Below are 15,117 nucleotides of genomic sequence, written 5' to 3'. Positions count from 1 at the left end.
ATGCCCGCCTACGACTACATCCATGACGGCACGGCCATCTACGAGCGCTCCTTCGCCATCATTCGCGCCGAGGCCGACCTGTCGCGCTTTTCCGAAGCCGAGGCCGATGTCGCCATCCGCATGATCCATGCCTGCGGGCAGGTCGAAGCCACCACCCACTTTGTCTTCTCGAAGGACTTCGTTTCCACCGCGCGCTCGGCGCTGAGTGCCGGCGCGCCGATCTTCTGCGACGCGGAAATGGTCTCTCACGGTGTCACCCGCGCCCGTCTGCCGGCCGGCAACGAGGTCATCTGCACGCTGCGCGATGTCAGAACGCATGAGATCGCCAGGGAGATCGGCAACACCCGCTCGGCCGCGGCCATCGACCTGTGGGGCGAGCGCATGGCCGGGGCGGTCGTCGCCATCGGCAATGCGCCGACCGCGCTGTTCTATCTGCTGGAGAAATTGCGCGACGGGGCGCCGAAGCCGGCGGCCATCATCGGCATGCCCGTGGGCTTCGTCGGTGCGGCCGAATCGAAGGATGCGCTGGCCGAGAATTCCTATGGCGTGCCCTACGCCATCGTGCGCGGCAGGCTGGGTGGCAGCGCCATGACAGCCGCGGCGCTCAACGCGCTGGCGAGGTCGGGCCTGTGAACGCCATTGCAAAAGGCCGTCTCGTCGGTGTCGGCACCGGTCCGGGCGATCCCGAACTGCTGACGCTGAAGGCCGCTCGTGCCCTGGCCGAAGCCGATATCGTCGCCTATTTCGCCAAGCGCGGCAACAACAGCAACGCGCGCGCCATCGTCGAGGCGCAGTTCCGCCCGGGGATGACGGAGCTGCCGCTGCTCTATCCCGTCACCACGGAAATCGACAAGGATCACGAGGACTACCGGTCGCAAATCACGGATTTCTACGAGGAATCCGCGCGAAAGGTCGCCGAGCACCTTGAAGCCGGCCGCATGGTTGCCGTCCTGTCGGAAGGCGATCCGCTGTTCTATGGCTCCTACATGCATCTGCATGTGCGGCTGGCGCACCGCTTTCCAACCGAAGTCATTCCCGGCATCACCGCCATGTCCGGCTGCTGGTCCGTCAACGGCCTGCCGATCGTCCAGGGCGACGACGTGCTGACTGTACTGCCGGGCACGATGAGCGAATTCGAACTGACCCGCCGACTCGCCGATACTGATGCGGCCGTCATCATGAAGGTCGGCCGCAACCTGCCCAAGATCAGGCGGGCACTGGAAGCCACTGGCAAGCTGGCCCGCGCCGTCTATGTCGAGCGCGGCACCATGGCCGGCAGCGTCTCCATGAAGCTTGCCGACAAGCAGGACGACAAGGCGCCCTATTTCGCCATCGTTCTGGTCGCCGGCTGGTCCGGCAGGCCCGAGACCTCGCCGGAGGCAGGCGCATGAGCGGCCGTCTCACCGTCATCGGCCTTGGGCCAGGCAACATCGACCAGGTCACGCCGGAAGCAAGCCGCGCCGTCACTGAGGCTAAGTTCTTCTATGGCTACAAGCCTTATCTCGACCGGCTGGAACTGCGTCCTGATCAGACCCGAGTCGCCTCCGACAACCGCGAAGAACTGGCCCGCTCCAAGGATGCATTGACCAAGGCCGCCGAGGGCCATGATGTCGCAGTCGTCTCCGGCGGCGATCCCGGTGTGTTCGCCATGGCCGCTGCCGTGTGCGAGGCGATCGAGGCCGGCCCCGCAGAATGGCGTGCCGTCGATGTTGCCATGGTGCCGGGCATCACGGCCATGCTCGCTGTCGCGGCCCGCATCGGCGCCCCGCTCGGCCATGATTTCTGCGCCATCTCGCTGTCCGACAATCTGAAGCCGTGGAACCTGATCGAACTGCGGTTGCTGGCCGCGGCCGGCGCCGGCTTCGTCATCGCGCTCTACAATCCGATCAGCAAGGCGCGCCCCTGGCAGCTTGGCCGCGCCCTCGAATGCCTCACCGCGATCCTGCCGGGAACGACGCCGGTGATATTCGGCCGCGCCGCAGGCAGGCCTGACGAGCGTATCGAAGTGTGCCTGCTCGCCCACGCGGATGCCGCCAAGGCCGACATGTCGACGTGCATCATCATCGGCTCGCCGGAAACCAGGATCATCAGGCGCGGCGACAAGCCGGCGCTAGTCTACACGCCGCGTTCGTCGACCGGGCGGACAAAATGATCCACCATCGCGGCCAGGGCTTCGACGGTTTCAGCCGACGGAACGTCCGGCAGAGCCGGCCTGCTGACCACGACCACCTCTATCCCCAGCGCCCGCGCCGCCGCGATCTTGCCGTAAGTAGCCTCGCCGCCGCTATTCTTGGACACGACGGCGTCGATATGATGATCCCTGAGCAGCGCGTCTTCGTCGGCCTCCCTGAATGGCCCGCGTGCCAGGAGATATTCGGCATTGGGCAAGGTAAGCTTCGGTTCGACCGGATCGACGCTGCGGATGAGGTAGTGGTGCTGAGGAGCGGCCTCGAAGGCCGCGACCTCTTGCCGGCCGAGCGCCAGGAAGACACGGCGCGGCGCAATACCCAGCGCCCTAACGGCATCGGCCACATTGTCGACCAGCACCCAGCGATCGCCATCGACAGCCTTCCAGCCGGGACGCCGCAGCGCAAGGATCGGCATGCCGGTCTCTCGCGCGGCTCGCGCCGCATTGGCGGAGATTCGCGCTGCATACGGATGTGTCGCGTCAATCAAGAGATCGGTGCGCGTTGCCCGGAGATAGGCAGCCAGTCCATCGGCGCCGCCAAATCCTCCGGTTCGCACAGGCACGCCTTGCGCGACCGGGCTTTCGGTGCGGCCAGCCATCGACAGAGTGACCGAGCAATCGGCGCGATCAGCCAGTTTTCCAGCCAGTTGCCGGGCTTCGGTGGTTCCGCCAAGGATCAGAATCTTCTTCATTGGCACCATGATGGGTCGCGTCTAGTACGGCCGCCTGCGTTGCAGCCAGTCCCCTTCTCTCCGTCACTATACGGGGAGAAGGTGCCGGCAGGCGGATGAGGGGCGGCGCAACATGTCAAAAATCAAGCACTCAAAGCCGCAATGGCTCACCATCGTCGGCATCGGCGAGGACGGTTTAGCGGGTCTCGGTGACGAGGCCAAGCGGCTGATTGCCGGGGCTGAAGTCATCTTCGGCGGCAAGCGTCACCTCGCCCTTGTCGCCTCCTTCGCCAAGGGCGAAGCGCGCCCATGGGCAACGCCTTTCGACCCTGAAATGCGCGACGTGCTGGCGCTTGCCGGCAGGCGCGTCTGCGTTCTCGCGTCCGGCGATCCGTTCTTCCACGGCGTCGGCGTCACCCTCACCCGCAAGGTCAAGGCGCGGGACATGCACGTCATCCCCGCACCGTCAGCCGTTTCGTTGGCGGCTGCCCGCCTTGGCTGGGCGCTGCAGGACATCGAGACCGTGTCGCTGCACGGCCGACCGCTCGACCTGATCCGACCCCTGCTGCAGCCGAACGCGCGCATATTGGCGCTGACCTCGGATGGCGGTGCGCCGGCGGCAATCGCGCGCCTGCTCACTGAACTCGATTTCGGCGCCTCGCGGCTGACAGTGCTGGAAGCATTGGGCGGTCCAAACGAGAACCAACGCTCAGCCCGCGCCGATACTTTCGATCTCGAAAACATCAATCCGCTCAATGTGCTGGCGATCGAGCTTGAATCAAATCCGCAGGCGCGAATCCTGCCGCTGACGGTCGGCCTTGCCGATCATCTGTTCGAGCATGACGGCCAGATCACCAAGCGCGAAGTCCGCGCCGTCACGCTGTCGGCGCTTGCACCCAGGCGCGGCGAATTGCTCTGGGACATCGGCGCGGGATCAGGATCAATCGGCATCGAATGGATGCTGGCTCACCCATCGATGCGCGCCATCGCCATCGAGGCCGACCCGACCCGCGCCGCTCGCATCCACCGCAACGCTGCTCACTGCGGGGTACCCGGCCTCACCATTGTGGAGGGCTCGGCGCCACAAGCCCTTGCCGCGTTGGAGACGCCCGACGCGATCTTCATCGGCGGCGGCGGCAGCGACGAAGGCGTGCTCGACGCTGCTATTGACGCCCTGTCCGCCGGCGGCCGCCTCGTCGCCAATGCGGTGACGCTTGAGATGGAAGCGATGCTACTGGCCCGCCACGCAGCGATCGGTGGCGACCTTACCCGGATCGCCATATCCCGCGCTTCACCGGTCGGCTCGATGCAGGCCTGGCGGCCGGCCATGCCGGTCACACAATGGGTTTGGGTAAAGCCATGATCATCGCGGGCATAGGCAGCCGCAAGGGCGTGAGCGTGGAGGACGTGCTCGCCGCGATCGAAACCGCCGTCGAGGCGCATGGGCTGGCCATGTCGGCGCTTTCAGCCTTGGCCACCGCCACGCTCAAGCAGGATGAGGAAGCAATCCCCGCCGCCGGCCGCGCCCTGAGCGTCCCAGTCATCATCATCGATGACGCCACGCTTCAGGCCGCCTCGCCGGACACGCTCAGCAAATCCGACCTGTCGCAGGCGCTTGCTGGCACGCCATCGGTTTCGGAAGCCGCCGCCCTCGCCGCCGCCGGCAAGGGCGCAAAACTGCTCGGGCCGCGCACCGTCGTCGGCCCCGTCACCTGCGCCCTCGCCATCAGTGGAGACGAGGCATGACTGTCCATTTCATCGGTGCCGGTCCGGGTGCCGCCGACCTCATCACCCTGCGCGGCGCCAGGCTTCTGGCAAGCTGCCCGGTCTGTCTCCATGCAGGCTCGATCGTCGCGCCAGAGCTTTTGCAGCACTGCGCTCCAGGGGCAAAGCTGATCGACACGGCGCCGATGTCGCTCGACGAAATCGAAGCCGCCTATCTCGAAGCTTACAAGGCCGGCCATGACGTTGCCCGTCTGCACTCCGGCGACCTGTCGGTGTGGAGCGCGGTTGCCGAGCAGATTCGCCGGCTGGAGAAGCACGGAATTCCCTACACGCTGACGCCGGGCGTTCCCTCCTTCGCCGCTGCGGCGGCAGCGCTACGCCGCGAACTGACCATTCCCGAAGTCGCGCAAAGCCTGGTGCTGACCCGCATTTCCGGTCGGGCGTCCAAGATGCCGCCCGGCGAAACGCTGGCCGGTTTTGGCCGCACTGGCGCCACGCTCGCCATCCATCTTGCCATTCACGCGATCGACCGTGTCGTCGCTGAGCTGACGCCCCACTATGGCAGCGACTGCCCGGTGGCGGTGGTCTTCCGCGCCTCCTGGCCGGACGAGCGTGTCCTTACCGGCACGCTGGCGACCATCGAGGCACAGCTGGCTGAAGACCCGATGGAGCGCACGGCGATCATCTTCGTCGGCCAGTCGCTGGCGGCGGAAGGTTTTGGCGAGAGTTCACTTTATGACGCCCACTACCAGCGGCGTTTTCGCGGGCGGGATGGATTGTGAGCGGCAGCGCCAAGGACAGAAACACCACGGTCGAACAGGCATTGGCACGGCTGAACTTCAAGCCGCGCCAGTTGCAGCCCGGCCATGTCTGGTTGGCCGGGGCCGGTCCAGGCGACGCCGGCTGCCTGACGCTGGACGTGCTGGCCGCCCTGGGGCAGTGCGATGCGCTGGTCTATGACGCGCTGGTCTCGCCCGAGATCGTCGCGGTCGCCGAGAACGCGGAGCTGTTCTATGCCGGCAAGCGCGGCGGCCAGCCGTCGATGAAACAGGACGACATCACTGCCTTGCTCGTCCGGCTGGCCCGTGAGGGACGCCGCGTGGTCCGGCTGAAGGGTGGCGATCCCTATATTTTCGGTCGTGGTGGCGAAGAAGCATTGGCGCTTGCCCGCGAAAACATTCCGTTCCACGTGCTGCCAGGTCTCACGTCAGGCCTCAGCGCGCTTGCCGCCACCGGCATTCCCGCCACCATGCGCGGCATCAACAAGGCGGTGATCCTGGCGACCGGCCATGCCGCCGGCACCGATGACGACCTCGACTGGGGCGCGATCGCCCGCACCGGCCAGCCGGTGGTCATCTACATGGGAATGGCCAATCTGCCCACTATCACCGCCTCGCTGCTGGAAGGCGGGCTGGCGCCCTCGACACCGGCCGCCGTCATCGTGGCCGCCACGACACCGCAGGAACGTATCGTCGTCGCCACGCTCGCCACTCTTGCCGAGGAAGCCGCTGCCGCCGGCCTTGCCTCGCCGGCATTGATCGTCGTCGGCGGCATCGTCGCCATGCGTGCGGCACTGGCGGGCGGGGCATGACCCGCGCGATCATCATCGGCGCGCCGCGCTCCGGCTCGGGCAAGACCAGCGTCACCATCGGCATCCTGCGCGCACTGGCGCGGCGCGGCCTCAAGGTGCGTGGCGCGAAATCCGGTCCCGACTATATCGATCCGGGCTTCCACACCGCCGCCACGGGGCTTTCCGGCGTCAACCTTGACAGCTGGGCGATGTCGCCTGCCTTGCTCAACGCATTGGCTGGTAACGCAACAGATGACGCCGAGTTCGTCTTCCTCGAAAGCGCCATGGGCCTGTTCGACGGCATTCCCTCGACCCAGGGGCGTACGGGCTCCGCCGCCGACCTCGCACGGCTCTATGGCCTGCCGGTGCTGCTGGTGCTCGACGTTTCCGGCCAGTCGACCACGGCCGCGGCCGTGGCCAAGGGTTTTGCCACCTACGATCCTGATGTGCGCATGGCCGGCGTGGTGCTCAACCGCCTGGGCAGCGAGCGGCACCGCCGGCTCTGCGGCGATGCGATAGAGGCGATCGGCCTGCCCGTGGTCGGCGCCATCATGCGCGACCCCAGCCTGAACCTGCCCGAGCGCCATCTCGGCCTCGTCCAGGCCGGCGAATATGAGAACCTGATGGCGCATCTCGACCGGCTGGCCGACATGGTCGAAAGCTCGCTTGACCTTGACGCCATCATGGCACTGGCAAAGCCGTTCTCGCCCGCGCCCGGCGATTTCGGCGATGCCTTGCAGCCGCCCGGCCAGCGCATCGCCCTGGCTGAAGATGCCGCCTTCACCTTTCTCTATCCGCATGTCGCCGCCTATTGGCGCAAGGCCGGGGCCGAGATCGTTCCCTTCTCGCCGCTCGCCGATGAAGCGCCCGCCGGGGATTGCGATGTCTGCTGGCTGCCCGGCGGCTATCCCGAGCTCCATGCCGGCCGCCGCCGCCGCCGCTAACTTTCGCACCGGGATGGCGCGTTTCGCTGAGACGAAGCCGGTTCACGGCGAGTGCGGCGGCTTCATGGTGCTGGGCGAGGCACTGGAAGACGCCTCTGGCGAAACGCACATCATGCTCGGCCTGCTCGGTCATTCCACTAGCTTCGCCAAACGGAAGATGAATCTCGGCTATCGCGAGGCGCGGCTGCGCGCCGATTGTCCGCTGGGCGCGCGGGGCGCGGCGATCCGTGGCCACGAATTCCACTATGCGCAGATGCTTGCTGCCGGTAATGACGAGCCGTTGGCCGACCTCGCCGATGGCCTCGGCAATCCGCTCGGCGCTTCCGGCTACCGGCGCGGTAATGTCAGCGGTACCTTCTTCCACGCCATTGCGAGGGCCTAGAGCATGCTTCCGAAAAGTGTGAGCCAGTTTTCGGAAAAGATCATGCTGAAACTCCGGAGCACGGCTCCATCGCCCCGGCGGATTCTCGACGACATCGCGTTGTGCCTGGTCTTCTTTACCAGGCTGCCGCTGCCCGCCTTCGATTTTCGTGGCCGCGGCCTTGCCGCCGCCATATGGGCAGCACCCATCGCCGGCCTCGCCGTCGGCCTGATCGGCGCGATCGTCTTTGCCACCGCGGAACGGTTTGGCCTTGCCATGGGACCGGCGGCGGCACTCGCGCTGGCCGCGACGATACTCACCACTGGCTGCCTGCATGAGGACGGGCTTTCCGATGTCGCGGATGGCTTTGGTGGCGGCAAGTCGCGCGGCCGAAAACTGGAGATCATGCGCGACAGCCGCATCGGCGCCTATGGCGCGTCGGCGCTGGCTCTGTCGCTGCTCACCCGCTGGAGCGTGCTTTCGCAGGTCGTCGATCCCACACAGGCCCTGTTCGCCCTCGTGGCGGCACACGCCGCCTCGCGCGGCGTTCTCAGCGCTTTCATGCATCTCCTACCCCCCGCGCGCTCCGAAGGGCTCTCGGCCGGTGCTGGCACTGTCTCGGCTCAAACCGCTGTAGTCAGCGCCGTGCTCGGTGCCGTCCCCCTGCTGCTGCTCGGGCTCGGCGGCGCCATTGTCGCGATCGTCCTGCTCGGCCTGCTGTTTACCGCCTTCCGCGCTCTCTGCCTCAACCAGATCAGCGGCCAGACCGGCGACACGGTCGGCGCGCTGCAGCAGCTGAGCGAAATCACCGTGCTTCTCGTCGCTTCCGTTGCCCTCTCCTGACTCCCTTTTGGCCTGATTCCCCAGCCTGATTCCCTTTTGGAGACTTTGCCCCCATGTCCTTCAAATCACTTGATGAACTGCGCACCGCCTGCCTCGACCTGCCCGCGGGCAGTGACTCTTCTGCCAATGCCGTCGCCCGCCGCCAGGATACGCTGACCAAGCCGCAAGGCAGCCTCGGCCGGCTGGAGACCATCGCCGCCTGGCTGGCGCGCTGGCAGGGCCGCGACATGCCGAAGCTCGACCGCGTGAAAGTCTTCGTCTTCGCCGGCAATCACGGCGTCACCGCGCAAGGCGTGTCGGCCTTCCCATCTGAAGTCACAGTGCAGATGGTGGCGAATTTCGCCGGCGGCGGCGCCGCCATCAACCAGCTAGCCCGCATCGCCGGCGCCGAACTCGACGTCATCCCGCTCGACCTCGACCATCCGACCGGCGATTTTACGCAAGCGCCGGCGATGGATGACGCGGCGTTCTTGGCCGCCGTTTCGACCGGCTATGACGCGGTGACGAAAGACCTCGACCTGGTCTGCTTCGGCGAAATGGGAATCGGCAACACCACGCCGGCCGCCGCCATTTCGGCGGCACTATTCGGCGGTGGCGCGGAAAAATGGACGGGGCGCGGCACCGGCGTCGATGATGCCGGCCTGAAGCGCAAGGTGGTCGCCATCGAAGCAGGACTGAAGCGTCATGCCGCCGCCCTTTCCGACCCGCTGGGGGTTGCAGCCGCGCTTGGCGGTCGCGAGCTGGCCGCCATCTTTGGCGCGACGCTGGCCGCCCGCCATCTGGGCATACCCGTGTTGCTCGACGGCTTCGTCTGCACTGCCGCCGCCGCCCCGCTGGCAAAACTCCACCCGACAGGCCTCGCCCACACCATCGCCGCCCACGTCTCGGCGGAATCGGGCCATCGCGGCTTGCTCGAAGCACTCGGCCTGCCGCCGCTGCTCGATCTCGGCATGCGGCTTGGTGAAGGCTCCGGCGCCTGCCTCGCCGTCAACATCGTCCGCTCGGCCATGGAATGTCACGCCCACATGGCAAGCTTTGCCGAGGCCGGCGTGTCGGAGAAATAAATCCGTCAAACTTTCAACGTGATTGAGCCAAAATAATAACGTCGCTTTGATTGTTCATATGAGATGTAAAAATCTCAAATGGAGATCAAACGATGTATTTGAAGGCAACAATTATCATTGCATTGCTTTGCGGCACCGTGGCGCCGGCATTCTCTCAAGTCCTTGACGACACAGGCCGCCCCCGGCGTCCCGGTGATGACGGGCTCGCCAGGGTGCAGTCCAGCATTACAATCGGCATTCCAGTCAAGGACGACGAGGATATCGCCGTGCAGCAGCAGGCGGGTCTTCGCTCCTTCTACAAGGTCGCGGCCAGCAGTTGCGCCATGGTGATCGAAACCATCGCGGATACCTGCGAAGTCACCAGTGTCACCACCAATGTCAACGCCAGGGACCGCAACATGGGCGGCATCGGTGGATCGCAGATCACCGTTGTTCCCCGTCAGCACCTGTGTCCCAGATTTGAGGTTGTGAATTAAGGAGGGTTTTGATCTCGTCGTCACGACGAAGGAACCAAGATGAGCCCTAAATCCTCAAGTGCCAAGAAGCCTGCCGAGCAGGTGGTAAAGGACATTCGCCGGGCGACCCGGCGGCATTTTTCAGCGGAAGACAAGATCCGGATCGTGCTGGACGGGCTGCGCGGCGAAGACAGCATCGCCGAGCTGTGCCGCAAGGAAGGGATCGCGCAGAGCCTGTATTACACCTGGTCCAAGGAGTTCATGGAGGCCGGCAAGCGCCGATTGGCGGGTGATACCGCTCGTGCTGCCACCAGCGACGAGGTCAAGGATTTGCGCCGGGAGGCCGGCGCGCTGAAGGAATGCGTCGCTGATCTGACACTGGAAAACCGTCTGCTCAAAAAAAGCATGATCGCGGATGGGGACGAGCAAGAATGAGATATCCCGCATCCGAAAAGCTCGAGATCATCAGGATCGTCGAGCAGTCACACCTGCCAACCCGCAAAACGCTGGACCGACTGGGCATCCCGCGCCGGACCTTCTATCGCTGGTATGACCGTTATGTCGAGGGCGGGCCTGAGGCGCTGCAGGATCGGCCCTCGGCGCCGAGCCGGGTGTGGAACCGCATCCCGCCTGCCATCCATGACCAGATCATCGAACTGGCGCTGGAGCAGTCCGAGCTCTCCCCGCGCGAACTGGCAGTACGGTTCACCGACGAGACGCGCTACTTCGTGTCAGAAGCCAGCGTTTACCGCTCTCCTCAAGGCCTACGATCTGATCACCAGCCCGGCCTATGTGGTGATCAAGGCGGCGAACGAGTTCCACACCAAGACGACGCGACCCAACGAGATGTGGCAGACGGACTTCACCTACTTCAAGATCATCGGCTGGGGCTGGATGTACCTGTCGACCGTGCTCGACGATTACTCCCGCTACATCATCGCCTGGAAACTGTGCAGCACCATGCGGGCCGAGGACGTCACCGACACGCTGGACATGGCACTTACTGCCTCAGGGTGCGACCAGGCCCATGTGCACCACAAGCCTCGGCTGCTCAGCGATAATGGCCCCAGCTACATCGCCGGCGAACTGGCGGACTATATCCAGGACCAACGCATGAGCCATGTCCGGGGCGCTCCAATGCATCCCCAGACCCAAGGCAAGATCGAGCGCTGGCACCAGACCCTCAAAAACCGAATCCTCTTGGAGAACTACTTTCTGCCCGGCGACCTTGAGGCCCAGATCGCAGCCTTCGTCGAACATTACAACCATCGACGCTACCACGAGAGCCTGGCCAACGTAACGCCAGCCGACGCCTACTTCGGCAGGGCCGCAGCCATTATCAAACAGCGAGAAAGGATCAAACGCCAAACCATCCAACATCGGCGCTTGCAGCACCGCAAGATCGCCGCTTAACATCAACCCCAAGATGAGGCCGACACTCCGCTAATCTGCGATCCAATCTGAGCCAAATGATCTGACGACGGACAGTTGACAGTTACCTGGGTAGTCGACACGTAACTCAGGATCGTTGCCCACCGCCAGCGGCCATCGGACCCCATGAGGCGAATGGTGCGGCCAACGTCAGTCGCCAGGAAGCCAGAGCCCCCGTTGATGGCGGCCGTGCCCGAAGCCGTCAGCGTGATTGGCGCCTGGCTGGCCGGGGCGCGATGGAAAGCAAGTTCGGCCGCGACGCTGTTTAGGGCGTCGGAACCACCGCCCCCGGTGAACAGCATTTGGTGGTATCGGTACGCCACCTGGTTGGTGAACGAGTAGTAGCGCGTTTCGGCGTTATTCCAGCCCGTCTCGCCCTGGCGCGTGTCGATCGTGGTCCAGGTCACGCCGTCATTAGAACCTTGCACCTGCCAATCGGTGAAATAGTCATTGCTGCCTGTGGCGACGTTGCTGGTCGTTAGCCAATAGGCGTCGATGACGGCGGAATTGCCCGCGCCGAGATCGTACCGGATGAAGCCGTTGCCGACGCCTGACACCGTGATGCTCTGCGTCCGGCTCCTATCGAACATCTGGTAGTCGCCCGATGAGGCGTTAGAAGTGGACGCGACGCCTGCCGGCGTTGTTGGCGCTGTTGGAGACGCTGCATGGAGGACAGAATTTGCCGCAACGGCGAGCGATGTCTCCGCGCTACCGAGCGTTTCACCGATCGGCGTCACCCAAGTCGTGCGAACATAGTACGTCGCGCCCGCAAGCGCGCCCGCCACTGCGGAGGTCAGTGCGCCATTTGTTGGAGGGACCAGGCCGGCGGTATTGACGCCGGGAAGTGCCGCGCCCGCGATAAGCCCGGTGTTCGGCTCGACCCAGGCGACGCCTGTTGCGATCGGAGAGGCGTTTTGCCGTGTCTCCGTGCCGGCGCTCGTCGAGACATAGATGTTCCAGCCGGTCACATTCGGTGGCGCGGCGGTCGTGTTGCTCGTCATCAGCGGCGTCAAACTGCCCGTGTCACTCGGGGTGAGCGTGATGCCCTGCGGGTCTTCCGTGAGGTATGGGCCATCCTTGAAGACGAAGGGGACGAACGCCCAACTCGCCGCGCCACTACGGGTCAGCTTTTGCGGCTGGTATTTGGGGTGATAGAGGTTGAGCACGTCAGCCGCGTGCAGGTCGCTGACGGCCGCAAGGTCGCCGGCCGCGTAAGGTGCCGGGACGCTGTAGACACGGGCGACAGTCGGCGAGCCGGAGAACGCCGGCAGGCTCGTGCCATTGTATCCAGAGAGCTGGAACGTAGTCGCCGTTACGCCGGCCAGGGTGAAGACTTGGTTCTGCAACGCAGTGTACGGGCCGACCGCCGGCAACAACACCTGATCGCCATTGCTGTAGCCGTGCGGGGCGGAAGTCGTGACGACCGCCGGGTTGGCCTGGGTGATACCGGTGACGGCCTCGGCTGCCTCGGTGACAAGGCCACGGTTGGTGAAGAACCGGGCGCGATTGGAGTTGATCTCGATCGCATAACCCTGGGTCGGGTTGAACTCAAATTCGAACAAGCGCGACGGCTGCGTCTCGTCGGCCACAGGGGCGACGAACCGGGTGCCGTCGCGCTTTGTCGCCGGACCCTGCACGACGACGCGCATGTTTGTGCACTCGCGCAGAGAGAGCGGATACTTCTCTATGTCGACACGCCCATACATGTAGGGCGAGATTTCGCCGTTGTTGAAGCCGGCCTGGATTGCTGCTGCGCGCGCCATGTCAGCGCCTCACAAGGACGAACGTGTCCTCCGGTGCGCGTTCCGGTGGCGCCTCAATCGCGTTGACGCGCTTGGCTTCGTTAATAGCCAGCTTGTAGTCCTGGCCGATCGACTGCTTGAGCGCGTCGCTCGTCGTGATCTTGTACGTGAGCTGGACGGCCACCTGGCAGGCCAGGGCCTCGACAAACAGCGGGTCGAACAGTGCCGGATCGACGCGCGCAATATATTGGAAATTAATTGGGCTGTCCTCATAGGTGAGAACGTATTGCCCCTCGATGCGCCGCTCCTCGTACTTCATCTTGATCATACGGATGAAGTCATTGGGCACTCTATACTGGAAAATCTGCGGGGTATCCATCGGCACTTCGTCGGCCCAGGACGAGCCTTGATCATCGGGCTCGTCGTCGTCGGTGCCGAATGGCGGCGTGTTGCCGTCTGCGGCCAGGATCAGGCGAGAGCGGGCGAAGCTCCAGGGGTTCTTGCGAAGCTCGGCGTCGCGGGCGAGCGGGTACACGAAGGCACAATCCGGCTCGACGCCATACGGATTGATGTAGGGCGGGTCGATGCTACCGATGCGAGGCTGACCGAGCTTGGTCAGCGCAAGGTTGCAGATGTCAACAGGTAGCGCCATGCGACCCGCCCTCCACTAGAGTTAGTCGGTGACGTATGCGATCCAGCCCGTCAGGGTGGCCTGGTCCGGGATGACGGCGCCGCCGACAACAGCCCGAAGAAGCAGGTTGCCCTTCGTCTCGATTTCCAGTGCGCCGATGTTGGCAGCGGCATTGGTGCCGACGCCAAGGAAGGCGGAACCGGCAGTAGCAACAGCCAGGGTGTCTTCGATCGCGTCGTCCACCGCAGCGACAACAGTGCCGTCGAGCTTCGTGTAGCCGGTGTGGCCAACGTCAATGGTGGCGCTCGTGCCCCACGCGGACCACGACAGCCAGGACAGTGCCGGGATGATGCGATAGTGGGCGCCGCCGAACTGGACCAGATCGATGGTGGAGGCGATGTCGCCAGCGCCGTTCTGTTTGAAATCGATGCGAGCGATGCGCAGCTTGGCCAGGTCCACAACCTCGTTCTTCACTGCGGGCAGTGCGAGGCCGTTGGCTACCTGGTTGGACTGCTGGGCAGTAACAGTCATGGAAGTTTTCCTTTCAAAAGGTTGACCTGGCCGACATCATGCCGGCCAGGCGGCTACCGACTTAGAGGGTCGGGTCGCACTTGATTTCGAGAACCTTGCCCTCTTGGGTGCGGGTCGCACCGCCGGTAAAGGTCATGTGGATTTGCGTCAGGTAGTCCTTGTCGGGGCGCGGGCCGATGCGAGTGATCAGACCTTCCCACTGGCCATAGACCAGGCCCGACTTCACCCACACGGGGCAGCGGGTATAGTTGCTGGCGTCGACAGGGATCGCTTCGCTCTTGATGAACTTGAAGCCCATGAAGCTATCGACATCACCCGCGACCAGCGCCTTGACCTGGTTGTACAGGCTGTTGGTCACTTCGGTCGTGGCGAGCAAGTCCTGGACCTGCTGCGCCGTGACGCCGACATATGCTTCCTCGACTTCAAGATCGACGAAGTTCTGCGCCAGCTTTTTGCGGGCGGCGCGCAGCTTGGCGATAGTCAGGCCGGAGTTGGCCGCCGCGCCGCTTTCGACGTAGTTGACGGCAATCTGGTTGCCGGCGGGGAACGCCGGCTGCGTGGCGCCCTTGATACCGGTCGGCGAGATACCGAAGAAAGCGGGGAGGATGAAGTCGTCGACCGCGCGGCCATAGGCCATGCGACCGGCTTCCGCGTAAGCGGACAGCGGGCTATCGAGCACCCGCAGTTCGTCCTGGCTGTCGACCGGCAGGGCAAGAACCTTGTCGGACGGGAAAATCCAACGCTGCATGTGGATGAGATCATCGAACTGCGTGTCGGAATGGCGGGTCGTCTTGTCGCGGAAGGCCACGTCGCCGAACTGCTTGACGACCTGTGCCTGTTCGCCCTGGTAGGGGCGCATGGTAACAGCCTCAAGGAACTTCGGTCCCTTGCGCTGGAGCAGCATTTCAACGTTGTGCGTATAGCTATCGTTAAAATGGGCTGGGATTTCAAATGGGGTCAT

Annotated in this window: 15 protein-coding genes and 2 pseudogenes; 12 read left to right on the top strand and 5 right to left on the bottom strand. The window is 64.5% G+C overall.

Features of this window, described 5'->3' with window-relative positions:
* From LGH82_RS00085 to LGH82_RS00075, 3 genes are read left to right on the top strand one after another with little or no spacing between them, the layout of a single operon-like run.
* Window positions 1-633: a precorrin-8X methylmutase gene (locus LGH82_RS00085; protein ID WP_227346750.1), complete on the top strand. Its 633-nt coding sequence runs from the start codon at window positions 1-3 to the stop codon at window positions 631-633.
* The gene (locus LGH82_RS00080; RefSeq protein WP_227346749.1) at window positions 630-1,391 is read left to right on the top strand and encodes a precorrin-2 C(20)-methyltransferase; all 762 of its coding nucleotides are present in this window, start codon (window positions 630-632) and stop codon (window positions 1,389-1,391) included. The genes LGH82_RS00085 and LGH82_RS00080 overlap by 4 nt, the downstream gene beginning before the upstream one ends.
* On the top strand, window positions 1,388-2,152 hold the full coding sequence (locus tag LGH82_RS00075) for a precorrin-3B C(17)-methyltransferase (RefSeq protein ID WP_227346748.1): 765 nt from the start codon (window positions 1,388-1,390) through the stop codon (window positions 2,150-2,152). The genes LGH82_RS00080 and LGH82_RS00075 overlap by 4 nt, the downstream gene beginning before the upstream one ends.
* On the opposite strand, the gene LGH82_RS00070 is transcribed toward LGH82_RS00075, so the two are convergent.
* Window positions 2,116-2,880, bottom strand: a complete 765-nt coding sequence (locus LGH82_RS00070; protein ID WP_227346747.1) for a cobalt-precorrin-6A reductase — start codon at window positions 2,878-2,880, stop codon at window positions 2,116-2,118. The genes LGH82_RS00075 and LGH82_RS00070 overlap by 37 nt on opposite strands.
* 112 nt (window positions 2,881-2,992) lie before the next feature.
* On the opposite strand from LGH82_RS00070, the gene cbiE reads away from it, so the two are divergent.
* The 9 genes and pseudogenes from cbiE to LGH82_RS00025 all read left to right on the top strand — a co-directional run bounded on the left by cbiE (window position 2,993) and on the right by LGH82_RS00025 (window position 11,234).
* Window positions 2,993-4,222 carry a precorrin-6y C5,15-methyltransferase (decarboxylating) subunit CbiE gene (cbiE, locus tag LGH82_RS00065; RefSeq protein ID WP_227346746.1) on the top strand — a complete coding sequence of 410 codons (1,230 nt, stop codon included), beginning with the start codon at window positions 2,993-2,995 and terminating at the stop codon, window positions 4,220-4,222.
* Window positions 4,219-4,605 carry a cobalamin biosynthesis protein gene (locus LGH82_RS00060; RefSeq protein ID WP_227346745.1) on the top strand — a complete coding sequence of 129 codons (387 nt, stop codon included), beginning with the start codon at window positions 4,219-4,221 and terminating at the stop codon, window positions 4,603-4,605. Before cbiE ends, LGH82_RS00060 begins: the two co-directional genes overlap by 4 nt.
* On the top strand, window positions 4,602-5,366 hold the full coding sequence (gene cobM / locus LGH82_RS00055; protein ID WP_227346744.1) for a precorrin-4 C(11)-methyltransferase: 765 nt from the start codon (window positions 4,602-4,604) through the stop codon (window positions 5,364-5,366). Before LGH82_RS00060 ends, cobM begins: the two co-directional genes overlap by 4 nt.
* Window positions 5,363-6,175, top strand: a complete 813-nt coding sequence (gene cobA, locus LGH82_RS00050) for a uroporphyrinogen-III C-methyltransferase (RefSeq protein ID WP_227346743.1) — start codon at window positions 5,363-5,365, stop codon at window positions 6,173-6,175. Before cobM ends, cobA begins: the two co-directional genes overlap by 4 nt.
* Window positions 6,172-7,480 (top strand): annotated as a pseudogene (locus tag LGH82_RS00045) (cobyrinate a,c-diamide synthase). The gene cobA and the pseudogene LGH82_RS00045 overlap by 4 nt, the downstream one beginning before the upstream one ends.
* 42 nt (window positions 7,481-7,522) lie before the next feature.
* Window positions 7,523-8,302, top strand: a complete 780-nt coding sequence (gene cobS, locus LGH82_RS00040; protein ID WP_413771413.1) for an adenosylcobinamide-GDP ribazoletransferase — start codon at window positions 7,523-7,525, stop codon at window positions 8,300-8,302.
* Between the two features lie 53 nt (window positions 8,303-8,355).
* The gene (cobT, locus tag LGH82_RS00035; protein WP_227346742.1) at window positions 8,356-9,366 is read left to right on the top strand and encodes a nicotinate-nucleotide--dimethylbenzimidazole phosphoribosyltransferase; all 1,011 of its coding nucleotides are present in this window, start codon (window positions 8,356-8,358) and stop codon (window positions 9,364-9,366) included.
* A gap of 92 nt (window positions 9,367-9,458) precedes the next feature.
* The gene (locus LGH82_RS00030; RefSeq protein WP_227346741.1) at window positions 9,459-9,842 is read left to right on the top strand and encodes a hypothetical protein; all 384 of its coding nucleotides are present in this window, start codon (window positions 9,459-9,461) and stop codon (window positions 9,840-9,842) included.
* 39 nt (window positions 9,843-9,881) lie between these two features.
* A pseudogene (locus LGH82_RS00025) lies at window positions 9,882-11,234 on the top strand (IS3 family transposase).
* Window positions 11,235-11,236: 2 nt separating this feature from the next.
* On the opposite strand, the gene LGH82_RS00020 reads toward LGH82_RS00025, so the two are convergent.
* From LGH82_RS00020 to LGH82_RS00005, 4 genes are all read right to left on the bottom strand, one after another.
* Window positions 11,237-13,015, bottom strand: a complete 1,779-nt coding sequence (locus LGH82_RS00020) for a hypothetical protein (protein WP_227346740.1) — start codon at window positions 13,013-13,015, stop codon at window positions 11,237-11,239.
* Between the two features lies 1 nt (window position 13,016).
* On the bottom strand, window positions 13,017-13,646 hold the full coding sequence (locus tag LGH82_RS00015) for a hypothetical protein (RefSeq protein ID WP_227346739.1): 630 nt from the start codon (window positions 13,644-13,646) through the stop codon (window positions 13,017-13,019).
* Window positions 13,647-13,667: 21 nt separating this feature from the next.
* Window positions 13,668-14,156, bottom strand: a complete 489-nt coding sequence (locus LGH82_RS00010; protein WP_227346738.1) for a hypothetical protein — start codon at window positions 14,154-14,156, stop codon at window positions 13,668-13,670.
* Between the two features lie 61 nt (window positions 14,157-14,217).
* A complete protein-coding gene (locus LGH82_RS00005) occupies window positions 14,218-15,117 on the bottom strand; it encodes a phage capsid protein (protein WP_227346737.1) in 900 nt (299 codons plus the stop codon).

The organism is Mesorhizobium sp. PAMC28654 (genome assembly GCF_020616515.1).
Classification (GTDB): domain Bacteria; phylum Pseudomonadota; class Alphaproteobacteria; order Rhizobiales; family Rhizobiaceae; genus Mesorhizobium.
This window is presented reverse-complemented; position numbering and strand designations above follow the sequence as displayed.

Excerpts from the sequence above, each read along its gene's own strand:
- LGH82_RS00005 (WP_227346737.1), bottom strand. The coding sequence starts at position 15,117 with ATGACCCCATTTGAAATCCCAGCCCATTTTAACGATAGCTATACGCAC.
- cobM (WP_227346744.1), top strand. The coding sequence starts at position 4,602 with ATGACTGTCCATTTCATCGGTGCCGGTCCGGGTGCCGCCGACCTCATC.
- LGH82_RS00020 (WP_227346740.1), bottom strand. The coding sequence starts at position 13,015 with ATGGCGCGCGCAGCAGCAATCCAGGCCGGCTTCAACAACGGCGAAATC.
- LGH82_RS00015 (WP_227346739.1), bottom strand. The coding sequence starts at position 13,646 with ATGGCGCTACCTGTTGACATCTGCAACCTTGCGCTGACCAAGCTCGGT.
- LGH82_RS00075 (WP_227346748.1), top strand. The coding sequence starts at position 1,388 with ATGAGCGGCCGTCTCACCGTCATCGGCCTTGGGCCAGGCAACATCGAC.
- LGH82_RS00030 (WP_227346741.1), top strand. The coding sequence starts at position 9,459 with ATGTATTTGAAGGCAACAATTATCATTGCATTGCTTTGCGGCACCGTG.
- LGH82_RS00060 (WP_227346745.1), top strand. The coding sequence starts at position 4,219 with ATGATCATCGCGGGCATAGGCAGCCGCAAGGGCGTGAGCGTGGAGGAC.
- LGH82_RS00070 (WP_227346747.1), bottom strand. The coding sequence starts at position 2,880 with ATGAAGAAGATTCTGATCCTTGGCGGAACCACCGAAGCCCGGCAACTG.
- cobS (WP_413771413.1), top strand. The coding sequence starts at position 7,523 with ATGCTGAAACTCCGGAGCACGGCTCCATCGCCCCGGCGGATTCTCGAC.
- cbiE (WP_227346746.1), top strand. The coding sequence starts at position 2,993 with ATGTCAAAAATCAAGCACTCAAAGCCGCAATGGCTCACCATCGTCGGC.
- LGH82_RS00010 (WP_227346738.1), bottom strand. The coding sequence starts at position 14,156 with ATGACTGTTACTGCCCAGCAGTCCAACCAGGTAGCCAACGGCCTCGCA.
- cobT (WP_227346742.1), top strand. The coding sequence starts at position 8,356 with ATGTCCTTCAAATCACTTGATGAACTGCGCACCGCCTGCCTCGACCTG.
- LGH82_RS00085 (WP_227346750.1), top strand. The coding sequence starts at position 1 with ATGCCCGCCTACGACTACATCCATGACGGCACGGCCATCTACGAGCGC.